The organism is Streptomyces camelliae (assembly GCF_027625935.1).
GTDB lineage: Bacteria > Actinomycetota > Actinomycetes > Streptomycetales > Streptomycetaceae > Streptomyces > Streptomyces camelliae.
The window spans coordinates 2,485,779-2,504,179 of sequence record NZ_CP115300.1 but is presented as its reverse complement, the minus strand read 5'-3'; the positions used below and the strand labels follow the sequence as shown (position 1 = coordinate 2,504,179).

Annotated in this window: 10 protein-coding genes and 2 pseudogenes; 9 read left to right on the top strand and 3 right to left on the bottom strand. The window is 71.0% G+C overall.

The features are described from left to right. Positions 1 to 17 precede the first annotated feature (17 nt). The 6 genes from O1G22_RS11275 (at position 18) to O1G22_RS11250 (ending at position 10,944) form a co-directional block, all read left to right on the top strand. Complete coding sequence (locus tag O1G22_RS11275; protein WP_270081239.1) at positions 18 to 1,580, top strand: DUF4192 domain-containing protein; 1,563 nt, start codon at positions 18 to 20, stop codon at positions 1,578 to 1,580. Between the two features lie 749 nt (positions 1,581 to 2,329). Further along, positions 2,330 to 4,279, top strand: coding sequence for a glycogen debranching N-terminal domain-containing protein (locus tag O1G22_RS11270; protein WP_333492480.1), 1,950 nt, complete (start codon positions 2,330 to 2,332; stop codon positions 4,277 to 4,279). Positions 4,280 to 4,408: 129 nt separating this feature from the next. Continuing rightward, positions 4,409 to 5,167, top strand: coding sequence for an NUDIX hydrolase (locus O1G22_RS11265; RefSeq protein ID WP_270081237.1), 759 nt, complete (start codon positions 4,409 to 4,411; stop codon positions 5,165 to 5,167). Positions 5,168 to 5,332: 165 nt separating this feature from the next. Beyond that, the gene (locus tag O1G22_RS11260; RefSeq protein ID WP_270086387.1) at positions 5,333 to 7,906 is read left to right on the top strand and encodes an ATP-binding cassette domain-containing protein; all 2,574 of its coding nucleotides are present in this window, start codon (positions 5,333 to 5,335) and stop codon (positions 7,904 to 7,906) included. A gap of 162 nt (positions 7,907 to 8,068) precedes the next feature. Next, the gene (locus O1G22_RS11255) at positions 8,069 to 8,956 is read left to right on the top strand and encodes a FadR/GntR family transcriptional regulator (protein WP_270081236.1); all 888 of its coding nucleotides are present in this window, start codon (positions 8,069 to 8,071) and stop codon (positions 8,954 to 8,956) included. A 446-nt stretch (positions 8,957 to 9,402) separates the two neighbouring features. After that, positions 9,403 to 10,944 (top strand): RNA polymerase sigma factor, encoded by a 1,542-nt coding sequence (locus tag O1G22_RS11250; protein WP_270081235.1) that lies wholly within the window; start codon positions 9,403 to 9,405, stop codon positions 10,942 to 10,944. A gap of 77 nt (positions 10,945 to 11,021) precedes the next feature. Here the strand turns inward: O1G22_RS11250 and O1G22_RS11245 are convergent. Continuing rightward, positions 11,022 to 12,142 (bottom strand): annotated as a pseudogene (locus O1G22_RS11245) (IS30 family transposase). A 90-nt stretch (positions 12,143 to 12,232) separates the two neighbouring features. Between O1G22_RS11245 and O1G22_RS11240 the strand changes: the two are divergent. Then, positions 12,233 to 12,688, top strand: a complete 456-nt coding sequence (locus O1G22_RS11240; RefSeq protein WP_270081234.1) for a VOC family protein — start codon at positions 12,233 to 12,235, stop codon at positions 12,686 to 12,688. A 35-nt stretch (positions 12,689 to 12,723) separates the two neighbouring features. Here O1G22_RS11240 and O1G22_RS11235 read toward each other — a convergent pair. Next, positions 12,724 to 13,585, bottom strand: a pseudogene (locus tag O1G22_RS11235) (IS5 family transposase). 142 nt (positions 13,586 to 13,727) lie between these two features. On the opposite strand from O1G22_RS11235, the gene O1G22_RS11230 reads away from it, so the two are divergent. Continuing rightward, positions 13,728 to 14,588, top strand: a complete 861-nt coding sequence (locus tag O1G22_RS11230) for a serine protease (protein ID WP_270081233.1) — start codon at positions 13,728 to 13,730, stop codon at positions 14,586 to 14,588. A 113-nt stretch (positions 14,589 to 14,701) separates the two neighbouring features. Here O1G22_RS11230 and O1G22_RS11225 read toward each other — a convergent pair whose 3' ends face one another. After that, entirely contained in the window at positions 14,702 to 14,932 is a 231-nt protein-coding gene (locus O1G22_RS11225) for a DUF7455 domain-containing protein (RefSeq protein WP_189955823.1), read from the bottom strand. Between the two features lie 439 nt (positions 14,933 to 15,371). Here O1G22_RS11225 and O1G22_RS11220 point away from each other — a divergent pair, with 439 nt between their 5' ends. After that, positions 15,372 to 17,495: a DNA gyrase/topoisomerase IV subunit B gene (locus O1G22_RS11220; protein WP_270081232.1), complete on the top strand. Its 2,124-nt coding sequence runs from the start codon at positions 15,372 to 15,374 to the stop codon at positions 17,493 to 17,495. Positions 17,496 to 18,401 lie beyond the last annotated feature (906 nt).

Genomic DNA, 18,401 nt, shown 5'->3' with positions numbered 1-18,401 from the left:
CGCGAGATGGTCTCCGCATGACGAATCACGGCGAAACCATCGGACCCTTCGACAACAGCGACATCTCCGGACAGGAGCCGTTCACTGGACTGTCCGCGCACGACACACAGGTCACGCTGCGCACCCCCGCCGAGCTGGCCGACGCCCTGCCCTACCTGCTCGGATACCGCCCGGAGGACAGCATGGTGCTGGTCGCCCTCCACGACCGTGAAGGCCGCGGCCGGTTCGGCGGTCGGGCCAGGCTCGGCATCCCCGCGAGTGAGGAGGACTGGGAGGCGGCCGCCCGCCAGCTGGCCCAGGGACTGGTCAGGGGCAGTGAGCGGCGAGGCTCGCGACCGGAACAGATGGTGGCCTACGTCTGCCAGGAACCGGGCCCGGGCGAGTCCGGCCGGGACGTCAAGCGACGGCTCGGCCGACTGGCCCAGCTGCTGCGCACCCAGTGCGGCGACCTCGACGTGCCGGTCATCGAGGCGCTGTGCATCTCGGACGGCCGGTACTGGTCGTACTGCTGCCCGATCGAGGGCTGCTGCCCCGAGGACGGCTCGCCGATGGGCCTTCCCGGCACCTCCGTGCTGGCCGCCGCGGCCACCTACGCCGGCATCCAGGTGCGCGGCACGCTCAGGGAGCTGCGGGCCCGGCTGCAGCCCTGGGAGACCTCCGAGGCCGTGGAGCAGGAGGTCGCGCTGGACGCGGCGGGCATGACCCTGGTGCCCCGCATCCTCGACGAGGCGTCCCGCCCGGACGTGGCCGAGGAGACCCTCGCCCTCGCCGAGCGGATCATGCGCCGCTTCGCCGAGGCGGTACCCGTGTCCGGCACGCATCCGGCGGACCTGCGTGACGACGGGATGCTCGCACACGACGAGGCCGCCAGGCTCATCCTCGGACTCCAGGACCGCACGACCCGCGACCGGGCGGCCGCCTGGATGGAGGGCGAGGAGGCCGGCCCGGCTCTCCGGCTCTGGCGCGCCGTGGCCCGCCGCTGCGTCGGTTCCTACGGCGAACATGCGGCGGCTCCGCTGACCCTGGCCGGCTGGGTTGCCTGGTCGACGGGCGACGAGCTGGAGGCACGCGAGGCACTGGCCATGGCCCTGGGCGCTGATCCCGACTATCTGTTCGCGCGTCTGCTGCACCAGGCCTGCAACGAAGGGCTCGACCCCGAGGGGATTCGCCGCTGTCTGCGCGAGGACCGCACGGGGCGTGCGCGGCCGGAGACAAAGCAACCATCGGATCGGGCGGCGGACTCGGCACGGACCGAGTCTCCGGCTGACGACGGTGCGATGCCCGGAGCGAGTGCGCGGGCGGACGACCAGGTCGCCGAAGCGGAGCCAGGCACGGGCGCGCGCCGGAGGCGCCGCGTGCGCTCCGCGGACGGCAGTGACGGTCGTCGCGCACCTCGGGCGGCCCGGACGGCGGGTGGACGGCGGGGGCCGTCCGGCTCCCACCCCCGGCCGTCGGCGACTGAGCCCTCGCGCCCCGCCACCCGCGGTCCCGGCGGCACGCGCGCGCGTGCATCGGACCGGGGTTCCGTCAGTGCCACTCCGTCGGGGAGCGGCGTTCATGAGCCCGAAGGGGAGGAATGAGCGCCTTGTCCCTGGTCGAGCAAGCCGGCACGACGAAGACGCGCGGCGCTCCGATGAAGACGGCGGGACGACGCGCACACTCCTGGAACCTGCGTGCGCGACGATCCCCTGCGCGTCCGCTTGCGCCCGGTAGGCGGCGCCACCGTGCTGTCGGTGCAGGTGCCAGTGCTGGTGGGATTCTGAGCCGCCTGGGCGACCTTGCGCGTCGGTCGTACCGGCATGCTCCGGGAGCATGCCGGGGCGCACCGCGCGACCGGTGGCACGGGATCTCGACTGTACTGAACGGCACCTGCCCGATTCCGGCGCGCCGCCATTCGGTCGGACTCCCCGACGCGGACCGTGACCCGGACGAGGCCCCCTCCGTTCACCTGAGTGGCGGAACGCCTGAACAGGCCCAGCCGCCCTACGACCGTTGTCCCCCGGGGCGCCCCATCGGCCGCCCAGCGCGACCGAGGCGCACCGAGAGCAGAAGAAGCCATCCCATGCCCCAGCAGCCGACGCCGCCCTCCGCCGCCGATGTCGAGCGGCCGCCGTGGGACCGGCCCGAGCGGTTTCAGCGGGACGGTGCCGCCGCGACGGCAACCGAGGCCACCGTCGTACGGCCGCCGTTCCCGGACTCACGGTCGGCTTCCCCGGCATGCCACGGCGGGGCTCCACACGGCAACGCCGGGGCTCCGCCCTCAGCTCATCACCCCGCCCGTCGATCCGCAGCGCCTCCGCCGTCCCGCACCGCGGCAGTCGGCCGTCCGGTGCCCGAACTGCCCTCCACCCACGACGCGTTGATCTGCGTCGCCCTGCCCGGCCTCGCCATCTCGGGCGATCAGGGACAGCTGGCCGGCCGGGGGCTGGACGGGTTCTACCGAGGCGGTCGGCGCCTGCTCTCCCGGTGTCAGATCCGCGTGGCCGGACGGGAGCCGCTCGCCGTGCAGGCAAGGATGACCGGGGCCGACAGCGCCCGCTTCGTCGGGACACTGCGCGTATCCCCGGCGGCGGGCCCCGATCCGGATGTCATGGTGGAGCGAACGCGGCGCGCCGAGGGCACCGAGCGGATCACCCTCCGCAACGCCGCCGCGCGACCGCTGAGGCTCCCCGTCGAGGTCGCCCTCGGTACGGATCTCGCGGAGCTCGGCGCCATCGCCTCCGGCAGGGCGGGCCCCGAGCTTCCGGCCACCGTCCACGACTCGGGCCTGCGCTGGGCCACGGCCGGCATCGCCGCCAGTGTCACCGCCGACCCCCAGCCCTCCGACGCCCTGGCGTCCGCCGGACTGCTGCGCTGGGAAGTGGACCTGCCACCAGGCGGAACGGTCACCGTGGAACTCCGGGTACGGCTCGACGGCGCGGGCCTCCTGCGCGCCGCGGGACAGACCGCGACCGGCTCGCTCGCCCCCGCCCGGGCAACGGGCGACGATCCCCGGGTGGCCCCGCTGCTCCACGCGGCCGTCGCCGACCTCCAGGCCCTCCTCCTGCGGGACCCCGACCACCCCGCCGACATCTACCTGGCCGCAGGCGCGCCTTGGCGCTGCGGGATGGCGCCCGCCGAGGCCCTCGCCGCCGCCCGCATGACCCTGCCCCTCGGCACCCGGCTCGCCGCGGGCACACTGCGCACCCTGGCCCGTACACAGCTCCCGCGCAGGGATCCACGGGCCGGCATGATCCCCGGGCCGCGCCGCGACGCCGGCCCGCTCCTCCCGCCGGGCTGCACGGGCACGGAGGCCACACTGCTCTTCCCCGTCCTGCTCGCCGAGGCCCGCCGATGGGGGCTCCCGGAGCAGGAGACGAGAGAACTGCTGCCGGCTGCCGAACGGTGTCTCACCTGGTTGCGGACCACCGTCGGCGACGGCACCTACCTCCCCGACCCGCAGCCCGCCGGCCCGGTCCGCTGCGAGACGCAGGCCCACGCATATCGCGCGGCCCTGCTCGGCGCCGATCTCCTCGACGCCTACGACCGGACTGGCGGCACCGAGTTACGCCACTGGGCCCACTCCCTGCGGACGGCCTTCCGGGCGGACTTCTGGGTCGAGGACCGCGGCGGCGGCCGCCCGGCCGCGGCCCTGGCATCGGACGGCCGGCCCATACCGCACCTGGGCTCCGCCGCTGTGCACCTGCTCGACACCGGTCTGCTGGGTTCCGGGCGGCTCGCCCCGGGCCTCCTCGACCGGGTCCAGACCGAACATCTCGCCCGACTGCTCGGCACCCCCGCCATGGACGCGGGCTGGGGGCTGCGCGGTCTCGGCGCCAAGGAGGCGGGGCACAATCCGTTCGGTCACCGGAGCGGTGCCGTGCGGGTCCACGAGACCGCGCTCGCGGTCACCGGACTGGCCGCCGCCGGCTACGAGAGGGAAGCCGGGGGCCTGCTGAGAGGCCTGCTGGCAGCGGCGGAGCACTTCGGGCACCGCCTGCCGGAGATGTTCGGCGGCGAGCAGCGTTCCGCCGGCAGTGCGCCCCTTCCGCATCCCGCGGCCTGCCGGCCGGCGGCCACCGCCGCGGCGTCCGCGATCATGATGCTCACCGCTCTCGCGGGCATCCGCCCCGACACCCCGGCCCGTACGGTCACCTTGTGCCCCGTACGCAGCGCGCCGCTCGGCGAAGTCGGTCTCACCGGGCTGCGCCTCGCCGGCGCTCCCTTCGCCGTGCGCATCAGCCGGCTGGGCCTCGCCATGGTCGAGGAGGCGGCGGACGGACTGCAACTGGGAGTGTGACCTCGTACGACGTGATCGAACGAAGAAACGGAGCCGACCCTGCGCCCCATAACGCTACGAAGCGGAACCACCACCGATGCGGCCGACGAAGGGAGTGTTTATCGTCAGGAAGACGACTATGATCGCCGCATGCCCTACGACCCGTCAGCATTTCCGCCCTTCGCCGTCACCGTGGACCTGGTCGTGCTGACCGTGCGCCGTCACGCCCTGTGCGCGCTGGCGGTACGCAGGGGCGAGCCTCCCTTCCAGGGGCGATGGGCACTGCCCGGGGGCTTCGTACGGGCCGACGAGGACCTGTCCCAGGCGGCGGCGCGCGAGCTCGAAGAGGAGACCGGGCTGAGGGCGCATGACCCGGCGGCCCCGGCCCAGGACAACGGAGCCCACCTTGAGCAGCTCGCGACCTACGGCGACCCCGAGCGGGACCCGCGCATGCGGGTGGTCAGCGTCGCGCACCTCGCCCTCGCGCCAGACCTGCCCGCCCCCCGCGCGGGGGGCGACGCGAGCAATGCTCGCTGGGCACCGGTCGAGGAGCTCCTTGAGCAGGGCGGTTACGGCCGCGACGGCGAGCCGGTGGCGCCGCTCGCCTTCGACCACGCCCAGATTCTCGCCGACGGGGTCGAGCGGGCCCGGTCCAAGATCGAGTACTCGTCGCTGGCCACCGCGTTCTGCCCGCCCGAGTTCACCGTGGGTGAGCTGCGCCGGGTGTACGAGGCGGTGTGGGGGGTGGCCCTCGATCCCCGCAACTTCCACCGCAAGGTCACCGGAACGCCCGGGTTCCTCGTCCCCACGGGAGGTACGACCACGCGCCAGGGCGGGCGGCCAGCGCAGCTCTTCCGGGCCGGAGGGGCCACTCTGCTCAACCCTCCGATGCTGCGCCCCGAGGTCTGAGAGGCGCGGCGGTGGGCAGGCCGGGCGGCGGGAGGACCGACCGCCCGTTCCTCCGGCCCCGGTTCCGTCGAACGGCGGATGTTGAACCAGGCTGAACCGCAGTACGCGCGGGAGCGTATCCGGTGATACCCGAAAAACCAGACATAGCGCGCTATCTTGCTGCAGGTGATCCAGGCCTTCGGACTGACCAGCAATTCCCGCAAGGCGCACCCGCCGGCCGTCGACGACGTCTCCTTCGAAGCGCGTGCCGGACGGGTCACCGCGCTCCTCGGAGGCGCCGGCGCGGGCAAGTCGACTGCGCTCCGACTGATGCTCGAACTTCAACAGGGGCGCGGCATCACCTACTTCAGGGGGCGGCCCCTGCATCGGATCGCCCATCCGTCGCGAGAGGTCGGCGTGCTCCTCGGCGACGTACCGGGGCACCCGGCCCGCTCCGTCCGCGGCCATTTGCGGATGCTGTGCGCGGCCTCGGGCGTACCCGCGAGACGCGCCGACGAGGTTCTCGAAGTCGTGGGGCTCGTCAGCCTCCGAGAGGAGCGTCTCGGCATGCTCTCGTGCGGCATGGACCGCAGGCTCGGCCTGGCCTGCGCTCTGCTGCCGGACCCGCATACCCTCGTGCTGGACGAACCCGCCGACGGCCTCTCCACCCGCGAGGCGCAGTGGTTCCACGGCATGCTGCGCGCCCACGCCCAGCAGGGCGGCACGGTGCTCTTCACCACGGCCGATCCCAAGGAGGCCGCACGTGCGGCTGATCGGGTCGTCACCCTCGACGGAGGCCGGCTCGTGGCCGACCAGGACGTCAGGGAGTTCGCCCGCACGCGGCTGCGCCCGCGCGTCGCCGTCCGCAGCCCCCATGCGGGCCGCCTCGCGGCGCTGCTCACCAAGGAGGCCCGTACCGCGCGCCGCTCCGTGGAGGTCGTACGGGAGGACGGCAACCGCCTCTCGGTGTATGGCTCCACGACCGCCGATGTCGGCGAGACGGCCTTTCGCCACGGCGTCCTCGTCCACCAACTCGCCGATGAGGTCGGCGACATGGGGCCGGGGTCCGGTGCCGAGCGCGGCAGCTCGTCGGCGGAGACCGGCGACGCCGCGGCGAGCGAGCCGCGGGGGCGGCACGAGCGCGGGCCGTCCGGTACGTCGGCGGCGGAGCCGGAGAGCGCAGCGTCCGGCCCGCCGACTGCGGAGTCGATCGCTCTGGCGTCGGATCCGGGCTCCTTTGTGCCCTGCTCGTCCCTGACCGAGTCACGTTCCCCGGAGCCCGGCTCGCCCGCGCCGGAGAAGGCCACCGTGGCGTTCGGCTTCTCGCCCGCGACGCCGAACGCCACGCCGTCCGGCGTCGCGGCAGGAGAACCGGATGCCGTGCCGACGGGTTTCCCGGCCAAGAAGCGGGAGCGCGTGGAAGCAGACGCTGCGGCCCAGGAGCCTGCCGTGTCCGGTTCTTCCACCGGCGAGCATGCGCGGACCGTGTCCGCTCTCGCGTCGGCGGAGCGGGCGCCGACAGCCGTGGGAGAGCGGCTGTCGCCAGGGGAAGCCCCCGATCCCCGACCGGCGGCGGGGCGCGTGCCGACGCCCCACGACGCCCAGAGCGCGGGCGGCGGGCCGCCGGGTGGCATGATTCCCGAGGCTGGCGGGGCGGCGCGCGGCGTCGTGACGTCCGCCGGCGACGACGACGCCGGTGAAGGCGAGGGAGGGGCCGCCGCGGAGATGCTCGCGGGTGCCGATGGCAGGACCGCCGGCTCGACGGATGCCGACGCCGCCCACGGCATGGTCGCGGCGGCTCAGGACGCGCAGGCCGGCAGCACGAGCCCCCCGGCAGCGAGTGTCTCCGCAGCCGGCATCTCCGCGCTCCGCGCCCGCCTCCCCGGTGCGAGGACTTCCGGAACCCGTCAGGCACGGAATGCCCGCACCGTCCGCCCCGGCACCGCCCCGGCCCTCGACGCCCTCCCGCCGCCCATCTCCGTCCGCTCCGCTCCCAGCCCCCTTCGCCCCCTGCGCTACGAGATCCGGCGCGCCACCGGAATCGGTGTCGGCTTCCTCACCTGCGGTGCCGCGCTGGCGCTGTCCGCGGTCACCGCCGTACTCCTCGCGCGGCTCGGGCACACCCCGCAGGCGCGGCTGTTCGCGGCCTGGCCGCGGGAGCTGCCGCTGCCGCCCGCGGCGCTCGCGGCGGGGCTGCTCGGGGCGCTGGCTTTCGGGGACGAGTTCCGCCACCCCGCCCTCGCGGCGGACCGCGGCACCGTGCCCCGCCGGCTGGGGCTGCTGACCGCGAAACTCCTCGTCAGCGGGGCCACCGCGGCGCTGCTCGCCTTCCTCACCCTGGGCTGCGACGCCGAAGTGCTCTACCTCTTCTACGGGCGGGAGCTGGCCCAAGTTCCCGCGGACTGGCTTTCGCTGGGCGCGAGTTGGTTCGGGCTCGTCGTCGGCTGCTCCTGGGCCGGTGTTCTGGCGGCCGGTGTCTTCCGGTCCACCGCGGGGGGCCTGGCCGCCGTACTCGCCGTACCCGTTCTCGTCCTCCCTGCCATGTATGAGGCGATGCGCGATCCCGCTCTGCGCATGGCGGCCGGATTTCCGGAGCGGATGCGGGAGGTGTTCCTGCTGCAATGGCCCTTCGGAGGGCAGCGCTACCTGCTCGGACTGGTGCGGGTGCTCGCTCAACCAGCAGGCAGCGCAATGGCGTTGTCGCTGGCGGCCCTTCTGTGCGCGTATCTCGTCACGACGCTGCGTACCAGGTTCCGGTGAGGACCGTGCGTCCACTTCCGATCTCGCTGTGTACACAACTTCCCGCAGAAAGCCCATTTCTTTCCGATAAGGCGTCAATTGCGACGGGGTGAGCGATCACCCTTTCGTGTGCTTTTCACCAAAGACCTCAAGGGAGTTGGAGAGGGCGCCGACAAAGGTTCCGTGAGTACCCTTGCGCACACCATGATGACCGCCGCCCGCTCCGCCGACTCCGGTCTGGCCGGCCCGGGCGAACTCGACCGCTACCCCTACGCCGAGGCCCCGGTGGCCGATCGCGTCGGAGCGCCCTCCTGGGAGAGCGCGGACCCCGAACTGGGCCGTGTCGGCAGGCGTGCCGCGGGCAGCCGCGGACGCGGGCTGCACGGCCAACTCGTTCAGCAGCTGGGGCAGATGATCGTCTCGGGCGACCTGGGTGCGGACCGCCCGCTGGTCCCCGAGGAGATCGGCCAGCGCTTCGAGGTCTCCCGCACCGTCGTCCGCGAGTCCCTCCGTGTCCTTGAGGCCAAGGGCCTGGTCAGCGCCCGCCCGAACGTCGGCACGCGCGTACGTCCCGTCAGTGACTGGAACCTGCTGGACCCGGACATCATCGAATGGCGGGCCTTCGGGCCGCAGCGCGACGACCAGCGGCGCGAGCTGAGCGAACTGCGCTGGACGATCGAACCGCTCGCCGCCCGCCTGGCCGCCGGGCACGGGCGCGAGGAGGTGCAGCAGCGCCTGTGTGACATGGTCGAGATCATGAGCCACGCCATGGCGCAGGGCGACGCGCTGACCTATTCGCGTGCCGACAACGAGTTCCATGGGCTGCTCATCCAGATTGCCGGCAACCGCATGCTGGAACACCTCTCCGGGATCGTCTCGGCCGCCCTCCAGGTGTCCGGCGGCCCGGTCACGGGGTGTGACCGGCCGAACGAGGCGTCCCTCGCGCAGCACGCGCGGATCGTCGACGCCCTCGGCACCGGCGACGGCGCGGCGGCGGAGGCGGCCATGCGCCAACTGCTGACGGTCCACCCCGAGGTCGAGCGTGTGGTGCCCGCCCCGCGCGAGCACTGACCTCGCGGCGAAGCGGTGCGGTCGCCGGTGTGCGGCGTCAGCGTGGTTCTCGCGGGTTTCGCGGCGGCGCCGGGCTCGGGTACCGGCCGCCGCCGGACCCCGCCGGTTCGCACAGGATCCGGCGGGGTCCGGCGGTGCGACGTACCGCCGTCTTTCCTGTGGGTGACCGGGGGGCGAGCCGGAGTGTGATCTCTTCTGCCTGTATCTGACCGCTTTTGACCGCTTACGGGGTGTGACTCGGGCCACGCAGATTGGGCGTAACGCTCGTGGAGACAGCGCGATGACCTAAGAGGTGACAGCCGCGGAGGGAATACGGACGCCAAGACAGGCGCTGTGCATCTTCCCGGCCCCGCCCGCGCCGTCGGCCCATCCCCCGGCCGGTGGTCGGCTCCTGTCCGCAGTGGACGGTGCCGGAAGCCGTTTTCCAACGTTCCGAGAGGTTGTTCGTGTCGGCCAGCACATCCCGTACGCTCCCGCCGGAGATCGCCGAGTCCGTCTCTGTCATGGCTCTCATTGAGCGGGGAAAGGCTGAGGGGCAGATCGCCGGCGACGATGTGCGTCGGGCCTTCGAAGCTGACCAGATTCCGGCCACTCAGTGGAAGAACGTACTGCGCAGCCTCAACCAGATTCTTGAGGAAGAGGGTGTGACGCTGATGGTCAGTGCCGCAGAGCCCAAGCGCACCCGCAAGAGCGTCGCAGCGAAGAGTCCGGCCAAGCGCACCGCCACCAAGACGGTCGCGGCGAAGACGGTGACGACCAGGAAGGCCACCGCCACCACGGCCGCCCCGGCGACACCCGCCGCCCCGGTCGCAGCCGATTCCGCCGAGGAAGCCGCATCCGCCAAGAAGGCTGCCGCAAAGAAGACGACCGCCAAGAAGGCGGTCGCCAAGAAGACCGTCGCGAAGAAGGCGGTCGCCAAGAAGACCACGGCCAAGAAGGACGACGTCGAGCTTCTTGAGGACGAGGTTCTTGAGGACACCAAGGTCGGCGACGAGCCCGAGGGTGCCGAGAGCGCCGGCTTCGTCCTGTCCGACGAGGACGAGGACGACGCGCCCGCACAGCAGGTCGCAGCGGCCGGCGCCACGGCCGACCCGGTCAAGGACTACCTGAAGCAGATCGGCAAGGTCCCCCTGCTCAACGCCGAGCAGGAGGTCGAGCTGGCCAAGCGCATCGAGGCGGGCCTGTTCGCCGAGGACAAGCTGGCCAACGCCGACAAGCTGGCGCCGAAGCTCAAGCGCGAGCTGGAGATCATCGCCGAAGACGGCCGCCGCGCCAAGAACCACCTCCTGGAGGCCAACCTCCGTCTGGTGGTCTCCCTGGCCAAGCGCTACACAGGCCGCGGCATGCTGTTCCTGGACCTCATCCAGGAGGGCAACCTCGGTCTGATCCGCGCGGTGGAGAAGTTCGACTACACCAAGGGCTACAAGTTCTCCACGTACGCCACCTGGTGGATCCGTCAGGCGATCACCCGCGCCATGGCCGACCAGGCCCGCACCATCCGTATCCCGGTGCACATGGTCGAGGTCATCAACAAGCTCGCGCGCGTGCAGCGCCAGATGCTCCAGGACCTGGGCCGCGAGCCCACCCCGGAGGAGCTGGCCAAGGAGCTCGACATGACCCCGGAGAAGGTCATCGAGGTCCAGAAGTACGGCCGCGAGCCCATCTCGCTGCACACCCCGCTGGGTGAGGACGGCGACAGCGAGTTCGGTGACCTCATCGAGGACTCCGAGGCCGTCGTCCCCGCCGACGCCGTCAGCTTCACGCTCCTGCAGGAGCAGCTGCACTCCGTTCTGGACACCCTGTCCGAACGCGAGGCCGGCGTCGTCTCCATGCGGTTCGGTCTCACCGACGGTCAGCCGAAGACCCTCGACGAGATCGGCAAGGTGTACGGCGTGACGCGTGAGCGCATCCGTCAGATCGAGTCCAAGACCATGTCGAAGCTGCGTCACCCGTCGCGTTCGCAGGTGCTGCGCGACTACCTCGACTAGGCCGTATCCCTACGACGCCGAAGGCCCGGTTCCCCGTGGCAGTTTCTAGGGGGCGTTGTCATACGTGGCCGTGTTGATCAGGCCGCGAGCAGTTTATGCAGGCGCTCGGCTGGGGTTTCCCAGCCGAGCGTTTTGCGTGGACGGCCGTTGAGCCCGGCGGCGACGGCGTCCAGGTGCTCACGGGTGTGAACGGACTGGTCGGTTCCCTTGGGGAGGTACTGCTGCAGCAGCCCGTTCGTGTTCTCCTTCGAACTGCGCTGCCAGGAGCCGGCAGGGTCGCAGAAGCGGACCGGGACGTCGGTCGCGACGGTGAACTCGTGGTGCCTTCCCATCTCGCTGCCCTGGTCCCAGGTCAGGGGCCGCTTCAGATTCGCCGACAGCGTCTGCGCTGTTTCCATCAGGGCGTCGCGGACCGACTCGGTGCCCCGGCCGTTCGGCGGGTGCAGCAGCATCGCGTAGTGGGTGGTGCGGCGCTCGCTGATCATCACCATGGGGGCGCGGAAGCGGGGCCGGCGCTGCTGAGCCTGACGGCGGGGCTTGCGCCGCACGCGGCCCGTGCGTGGAGCTGTGGCGAGTTCGTGGCGCAGTTCACCGCGGCCCTGGGCGTAGAGGCCCTGGTAGACGGTCTCGTGGACCACGTGCATTGTGGGCCGGTCGGGGAAGCGAGCGCGCAGAGCCTGGCAGATCTGCACAGGGCTCCACCATAGGTCCAGGTGGTTCTGGACGAAGGTGCGCCGTTCGGGGTTCTGGCCGATCTTTCCGTGCTTGGGGCGTGGGCGGCGCGCATCGGCCCGGGCCTGGGCGGCGCGCGGGCGGTACTGCCCGTCGTCCGAGTGCCGGTTGCGGCGTATCCCCTCCTGACGGTGGACGGGCTACGGCCCGGTTCAGCGGCTGTCGCGCGGATCGTGGCCTTCTCCCGCAGCCGGTCGGCTAGGTAGATCCGGTCGTCCTCGCGCAGGTACCGGAGTGCGTCAGAAGGCGGCACCGCCGATCGAAGAGGAGGTGCCGCCTTCTGCTTACGGTCGGCGTTGCGCCTGTTGCGCCATCGTCGGCCGGTCTTCGGATTGATACCGACGATCCGGCATGCCTTGATGTTGCTCAGGCTCTGCTGCATGAGCTGGAAGTATGCCTCCCGCTCACGCAGCAGCTTCTTGCGTCCCCGAGCCACGGTCCGCAACTCCCGGATCTTGAAGTCCATCGCATCCCCTGCACTGGGGTGTTGCGGCTACCGCATAGGGCCTGTTGCGAAAGTGGATCGTCTGTCAGACCTGCCTGGGATGCTCCGAGCATGGAGATGACAGTGCAGCTGACGATCGACTGCTCCGATCCGCAGAGAATGGTGACTTTCTGGGCCGAGGCCCTGGGCTACGTGCCTGAGCCTCCGCCGGGCGGGCACGCCACGTGGCGTGCTTACTGGGCGGCGGTGGGGGTGCCCGAAGCAGAGTTGCCGGCCGGTGCCGGGGATATTCCGGAGTCGATCATCGATCCCGCGGGACGTGGACCGAGGGTGTGGTTCCAGCAGGTTCCGGAGCCGAAGGTCGCCAAGAACCGGTGGCACTTCGACCTGAAGGTCGGTGGGGGCCGTGACGTCCCACTGGACGTCCGCACACAGCGGGTCAAGGCCACGGTGGAACGGCTGGTCAAAGCTGGTGCCACCGTGCTGCGGATCAAGGATGAGTCGGACGTGGGGCTCTACGCCGCCGCCATGCAGGACCCCGAGGGCAACGAATTCGACGTCGTCTGAGGGCCGTTGCGACGGTGCTGGTCACAGCCACTCGTTCACGGCTGCGACGCAACCCCGTCGCCTCGTAGTGGACGGAGAGCTCGTCGTACCTCGTGGCTGGCCACTGCCCTGTGCCTTTTAAGTCGGTTGATGCCGCACTCGACCGCAGTAGTCCTCAGCGTCGTATCTGGGCGGCCGGCCGCCGCGAGAGCCCAGCTTCTTGCGGTTACGTGCCTGGTCGGCCTTGTCCGGGATGGTGCAACGGATGCCGCGTCGGCGCAGGTAGGCACGGTTTCTGCGGGAAGTGTACGCCTTGCCAGCCCTCTTGTGATCGGGCCGGACGCGTGGTCGGCCCGACCCGATGCGGGGCGCGCGGACCTCATCCAGCACGGGTCCGAACTGCGGCGAGTCCCCGCGCTGTCCTGCGGCGATCACGATGGGCATGGGCTTTTGTCCCTGCTCGACGGCCAGGTGCAGCTTGGTGGTGAACCCGCCGCTCCGCGCGAACGTCCCAGCCCGTGATCACGGCGCTCGGTGAATGCGCCGCCGGGTGGTTCTTTCTGCAGGTCACTCCGTTTTCGCGCCTGGCCGCACGCTGATGAGCGCGGCACACCGTGGAGTCAACACGCAAATCCCATGTGATCGCGCCCTCCGTATCGACCAGGGACTGCAGCCCCGTGAGGACCTGGTGTCAGGTGCCGTCTCGCTGCCCTCGACGGAACAGGTCGTAGATCCGGCCCCACGGACCGCACTGAACAGGGACGTCCCTCCATGGAACACCGGTAGAGGGACCCGGAACCGTATGCCGTCGATGAGCTGCCGCCGGGACCAGATGGGCGGCCGCCCTGCCTTCCTCCCCGTCGGCATCAACGGCTCCAACACCGCCCACTGTGCATCCGCGAGATCTCCCCGCGCCATGAACCGTGATCATTCATCACCCACGATCCACTTTCGATACACGCTCTGGAAGGGAAGGTGCGGGGCCGGGCCTTCGTGCTGCGCGCCGCCGCGCCGTGGATCACTCTGGGTGTTCCGAATCAAGCTGAGAGTGAGGACCCGTATGCGCCGCTCCGTTGTCCGGGCACTGATCCGGCCGCTGGCCCTGGTGGCCGCCACGACCGTCATACCCCTGGTGGGCGCGGCCCCCGTGAGCGCCGACAACGTGGTGGTCGGAGGGTTTCCGGTAGATGTCACCCAGGCTCCGTGGACGGTCGCGCTGTCCAGTCGTGACCGGTTCGGGGGTACACGGGCCGGCCAGTTCTGCGGCGGCGTGGCGGTCGCGCGGACCGCGGTGCTCACTGCGGCCCACTGCCTCGGCGACGATGTCCTGGGAGCGCCGCCGAACCGGATGCGCGACCTCAAGGTGATCGCGGGCCGTACGGATCTGCTGTCGGGTGAGGGCGAGGAGATCGCCGTGAGTGACACCCGGGTCAATCCGGGGTACGACAGCGGGACCAATGCCGGTGACTTCGCCGTCCTCACCCTCGCCAAGCCGCTGCCGCAGAGCGCAGTCGTCACCATGGCCGGTGTGGGCGATCCCGCCTATGCGCCGGGCACCGAGGCTCTGGTCTACGGATGGGGCGACACGACCGGCGGTGGTGCCTACGCGCGTGGGCTGCACGCCGCACGCATGCGTGTGCTGTCCGACGACCTCTGTGCCCGCGCCTACCCGGGCGGTCCCCAGGGCAGCTACCTGGCGGCCAGCATGCTCTGTGCCGGGGAGGCCATCGGCGGCCCGGATGCCTGTCAGGGCGACAGCGGCGGCCCTCTGGTGGCCGCGGGGCGGCTGATCGGGCTCGTGTCGTGGGGGAACGGCTGTGGCCGTCCAGGAAGCCCCGGGGTCTACACGCGCGTCTCTGAGGTCGTACGAGCGCTGAACGCCGCCGCAGGCGACCGCACGCGGCTCCACGGGCGGTCCTGAGGGCTCACGCGGGACGAGTGTGGGGCATGCGTACGGGCGGCCGCTCCCGGGGCGGGCGCGGCCGCCCGTTACACCCGGCCTGTGCCGGGGCTGGCTCGTCGTGTGTGCGAGATTCAGCGCTCTTCGTCGGAAGCGGTGTTCGGAACGGTCGTCAGTCGTTCCGTCTCGTCCTGTATCTCAGCGGCGATCTTCTTGAGTTCCGGCTCGAACTTGCGACCGTGGTGGGCGCAGAAGAGCAGTTCTCCGCCGCTCAGCAGGACGACGCGCAGGTATGCCTGGGCGCCGCAGCGGTCGCAGCGATCGGCGGCCGTCAGCGGGCTCGCGGGGGTCAGAACAGTAGTCACGTCGCCTCTTCTCTAGCTCGACGAGCTGTCGTACCAGGGTCAACATCCAACCAGCCCGAAAACGTTCCCGCTCGTGGCTTTTCCTCGAAAAAATCTTCCGGGGCGGCTGTCTGCTGCCGGTTGGCGGCGAATGTGCCGTAGTGCGTCTCTTATGTGCTTACGGTTTCGCGCAGTGTTGTGTCTCGGTCCTCCCGGCCGGGTTGCCGGTTGTTCATGAGGACGTGCCCGGAGCCTAAATGGTTCATGCCTCCAAGGGAACGTGATGTGTGCTTCACTCCAACGAGGGATCGAACATGCATACGAGCCTGGACTAGTCTGAGTTTGCGACGAGGGTGGCGTTACACCGGCTCTACCAGGCCTCGGTACCCTCTGAGCGGCGACCGAAGCCACCCCCTTACCCCAGAGGGGGCCAACTGAAATTCAGCGAGGAGCGAACCGCGTGACCGCCGATACGTCCGTGCCGTCCACAGCGCTGCTGGCAGGAGCAGACCGGGACGGCTCCAACTACACCGCGCGGCACCTGCTCGTTCTTGAGGGCCTCGAAGCCGTGCGCAAGCGCCCGGGCATGTACATCGGCTCGACCGACAGCCGCGGCCTGATGCACTGCCTGTGGGAGATCATCGACAACTCCGTGGACGAGGCCCTCGCGGGTGTCTGCGACCACATCGAGGTGATCCTCCACGACGACGGCTCCGTGGAGGTGCGCGACAACGGCCGGGGCATCCCCGTGGACGTGGAGCCCAGGACCGGCCTGTCCGGCGTCGAGGTCGTCATGACCAAGCTGCACGCCGGCGGCAAGTTCGGCGGCGGCTCGTACGCCGCCTCCGGCGGTCTGCACGGCGTCGGTGCCTCCGTGGTCAACGCCCTCTCCGCCCGACTGGACGTCGAGGTCGACCGGGGCGGCCACACGCACGCGATCAGCTTCCGGCGCGGTGTGCCGGGCGCCTTCGCCGCCGACGGCGCCGACGCGAAGTTCGAGGCCAAGAGCGGCCTGCGCAAGACCAAGAAGGTCCCCAGGACCCGCAGCGGCACGCGCGTGCGGTACTGGGCAGACCGGCAGATCTTCCTCAAGGACGCCAAGCTCTCCCTGGACACGCTGCACCAGCGCGCCCGGCAGACCGCCTTCCTGGTGCCGGGCCTGACGATCGTCGTCCGCGACGAGTTCGGCCTGGGCGAGGGCGGAAGCAAGGGTGAGGAGTCCTTCCGCTTCGACGGCGGCATCAGCGAGTTCTGCGAGTTCCTGGCGAACGACAAGCCGGTCTGTGATGTCCTCCGCTTCTCGGGTCAGGGCACCTTCAAGGAGACGGTTCCGGTCCTGGACGAGCACGGCCAGATGACCCCCACCGAGGTCACCCGCGAACTCGGCGTGGACATCGCGCTGCGCTGGGGCACGGGCTACGACACGACGGTCCGGTCCTTCGTCAACATCATCGCCACCCCCAAGGGCGGCACCCATGTGGCCGGCTTCGAGCAGGCCCTCACCCAGACGCTGAACGATGTGCTGCGCACCAAGAAGATGCTGCGCGTGGCCGAGGACAACATCGTCAAGGACGACGCCCTGGAGGGCCTCACCGCGGTCGTCACCGTGCGCCTGGCCGAGCCGCAGTTCGAGGGCCAGACCAAGGAGGTCCTCGGCACCTCGGCGGCCCGCCGCATCGTGAACAACGTGGTCACCAAGGAACTGAAGGCGTTCCTGACCGCAGCCAAGCGTGACGCCGCGGCACAGGCCCGGGTCGTCATGGAGAAGGTCGTGGCCGCCGCCCGTACGCGCGTCGCGGCCCGCCAGCACAAGGACGCCCAGCGGCGGAAGACGGCCCTGGAGTCCTCGTCCCTGCCGGCGAAGCTCGCCGACTGCCGCAGCGACGACGTGGACCGCAGCGAGCTGTTCATCGTCGAAGGCGACTCCGCGCTCGGTACGGCGAAGCTGGCGCGGAACTCCGAGTTCCAGGCCCTGCTGCCGATCCGGGGCAAGATCCTCAACGTGCAGCGGTCATCGGTGACCGACATGCTCAAGAACGCCGAGTGCGGCGCAATCATCCAAGTCATAGGAGCGGGCTCGGGCCGCACCTTCGACATCGACCAGGCCCGCTACGGCAAGATCATCATGATGACCGACGCCGATGTGGACGGCTCCCACATCCGCTGCCTGCTGCTCACGCTCTTCCAGCGCTACATGCGCCCGATGGTCGAGGCCGGCCGGGTCTTCGCCGCGGTGCCGCCGCTGCACCGGATCGAGATCGTCCAGCCCAAGAAGGGCCAGGACAAGTACGTCTACACGTACTCCGACCGCGAGCTGCGCGACAAGCTCATGGAGTTCCAGAGCAAGGGCATCCGGTACAAGGACTCCATCCAGCGCTACAAGGGTCTGGGCGAGATGGACGCCGACCAGCTGGCCGAGACCACGATGGACCCACGCCACCGTACGCTGCGCCGGATCAACCTCTCCGACCTGGAGGCCGCGGAACAGGTCTTCGACCTGCTGATGGGCAACGACGTGGCACCCCGCAAGGAGTTCATCTCCAGCTCGGCGGCGACGCTGGACCGGTCCCGCATCGACGCGTAACCGCTGCGCTGGGCTTCGGCCCGCGGGGTGTGCCCCCGTTACGGAGGCGGGCGACGGATATGGGAGCGGGCGAGGACGGCCGACCCTGTCGGCGGCCGGCTCGGTGATGTGCAGAGGATGGCTGGTTCAGGGAGGGAGTGGGGTGCACGCGCCTGGGCCGGCGGTGGCTGGTCGGGCAGGCGTCCCGGGCGTGCGGTTGCGGTTCGGTGTACGTCCCGGCCGATGACGGTGGTGCGTCCCTGCTTGGGTGACAGTGGCCGGGTGCCTGCATGCCCGTCGGCCGTGGCGGTCGGGTGCGTGGCTCTGGTGGCGCTGATCGAGTGCGGAATCAGACTTACGGCGGCCGTCGGGGGCGTGTGCCGGACTGACGCCGGAGGCCGAGTGCATGACCCGCGACGGAGACGGCAGCTCGCCGGTCATCCGGCCTGACGGCGCGAGCGGTGAGGGCGGTGTCTGCCTAGCCGGCCGCCGTCGCCTCCCTCACCTGCGCGCCGCCGCAGCGTCCGGCCGACCCTTGCCACATCCCGCTCTGGCCGATCGCCTCCGGCCGGCCGTGTCCTGCCGCCACGTCCCAGCAGGGCGAGGCGCTTCCTCCGCCACCGGTTGGCCGGTGCCGCGCGCCTTTCGGCAGGCAGTCGGAGGGGCCGCCCCCGGGTCGGTCGACGTCGCACCGCTCAGAGCCGCTCGCCTCCCGGTCAACCATGTTCCGCCGCACCGGCTCCCGCCTCCATGCCCGGCCACCGTCCCACGAAGCTCGCCACCGGCCCCCGCCCGGCCATGGTTCCCAACCACCATCCCCTGACTCCGGCCCGCGTCCGAGCCCTGAACCCCGCCTCGCCGTCTCTCCCACGGTGGCCCGGCGTCGCAGCCTGCCTCGCCGGTTGCGGCACCGGACAGCGCCCTGCC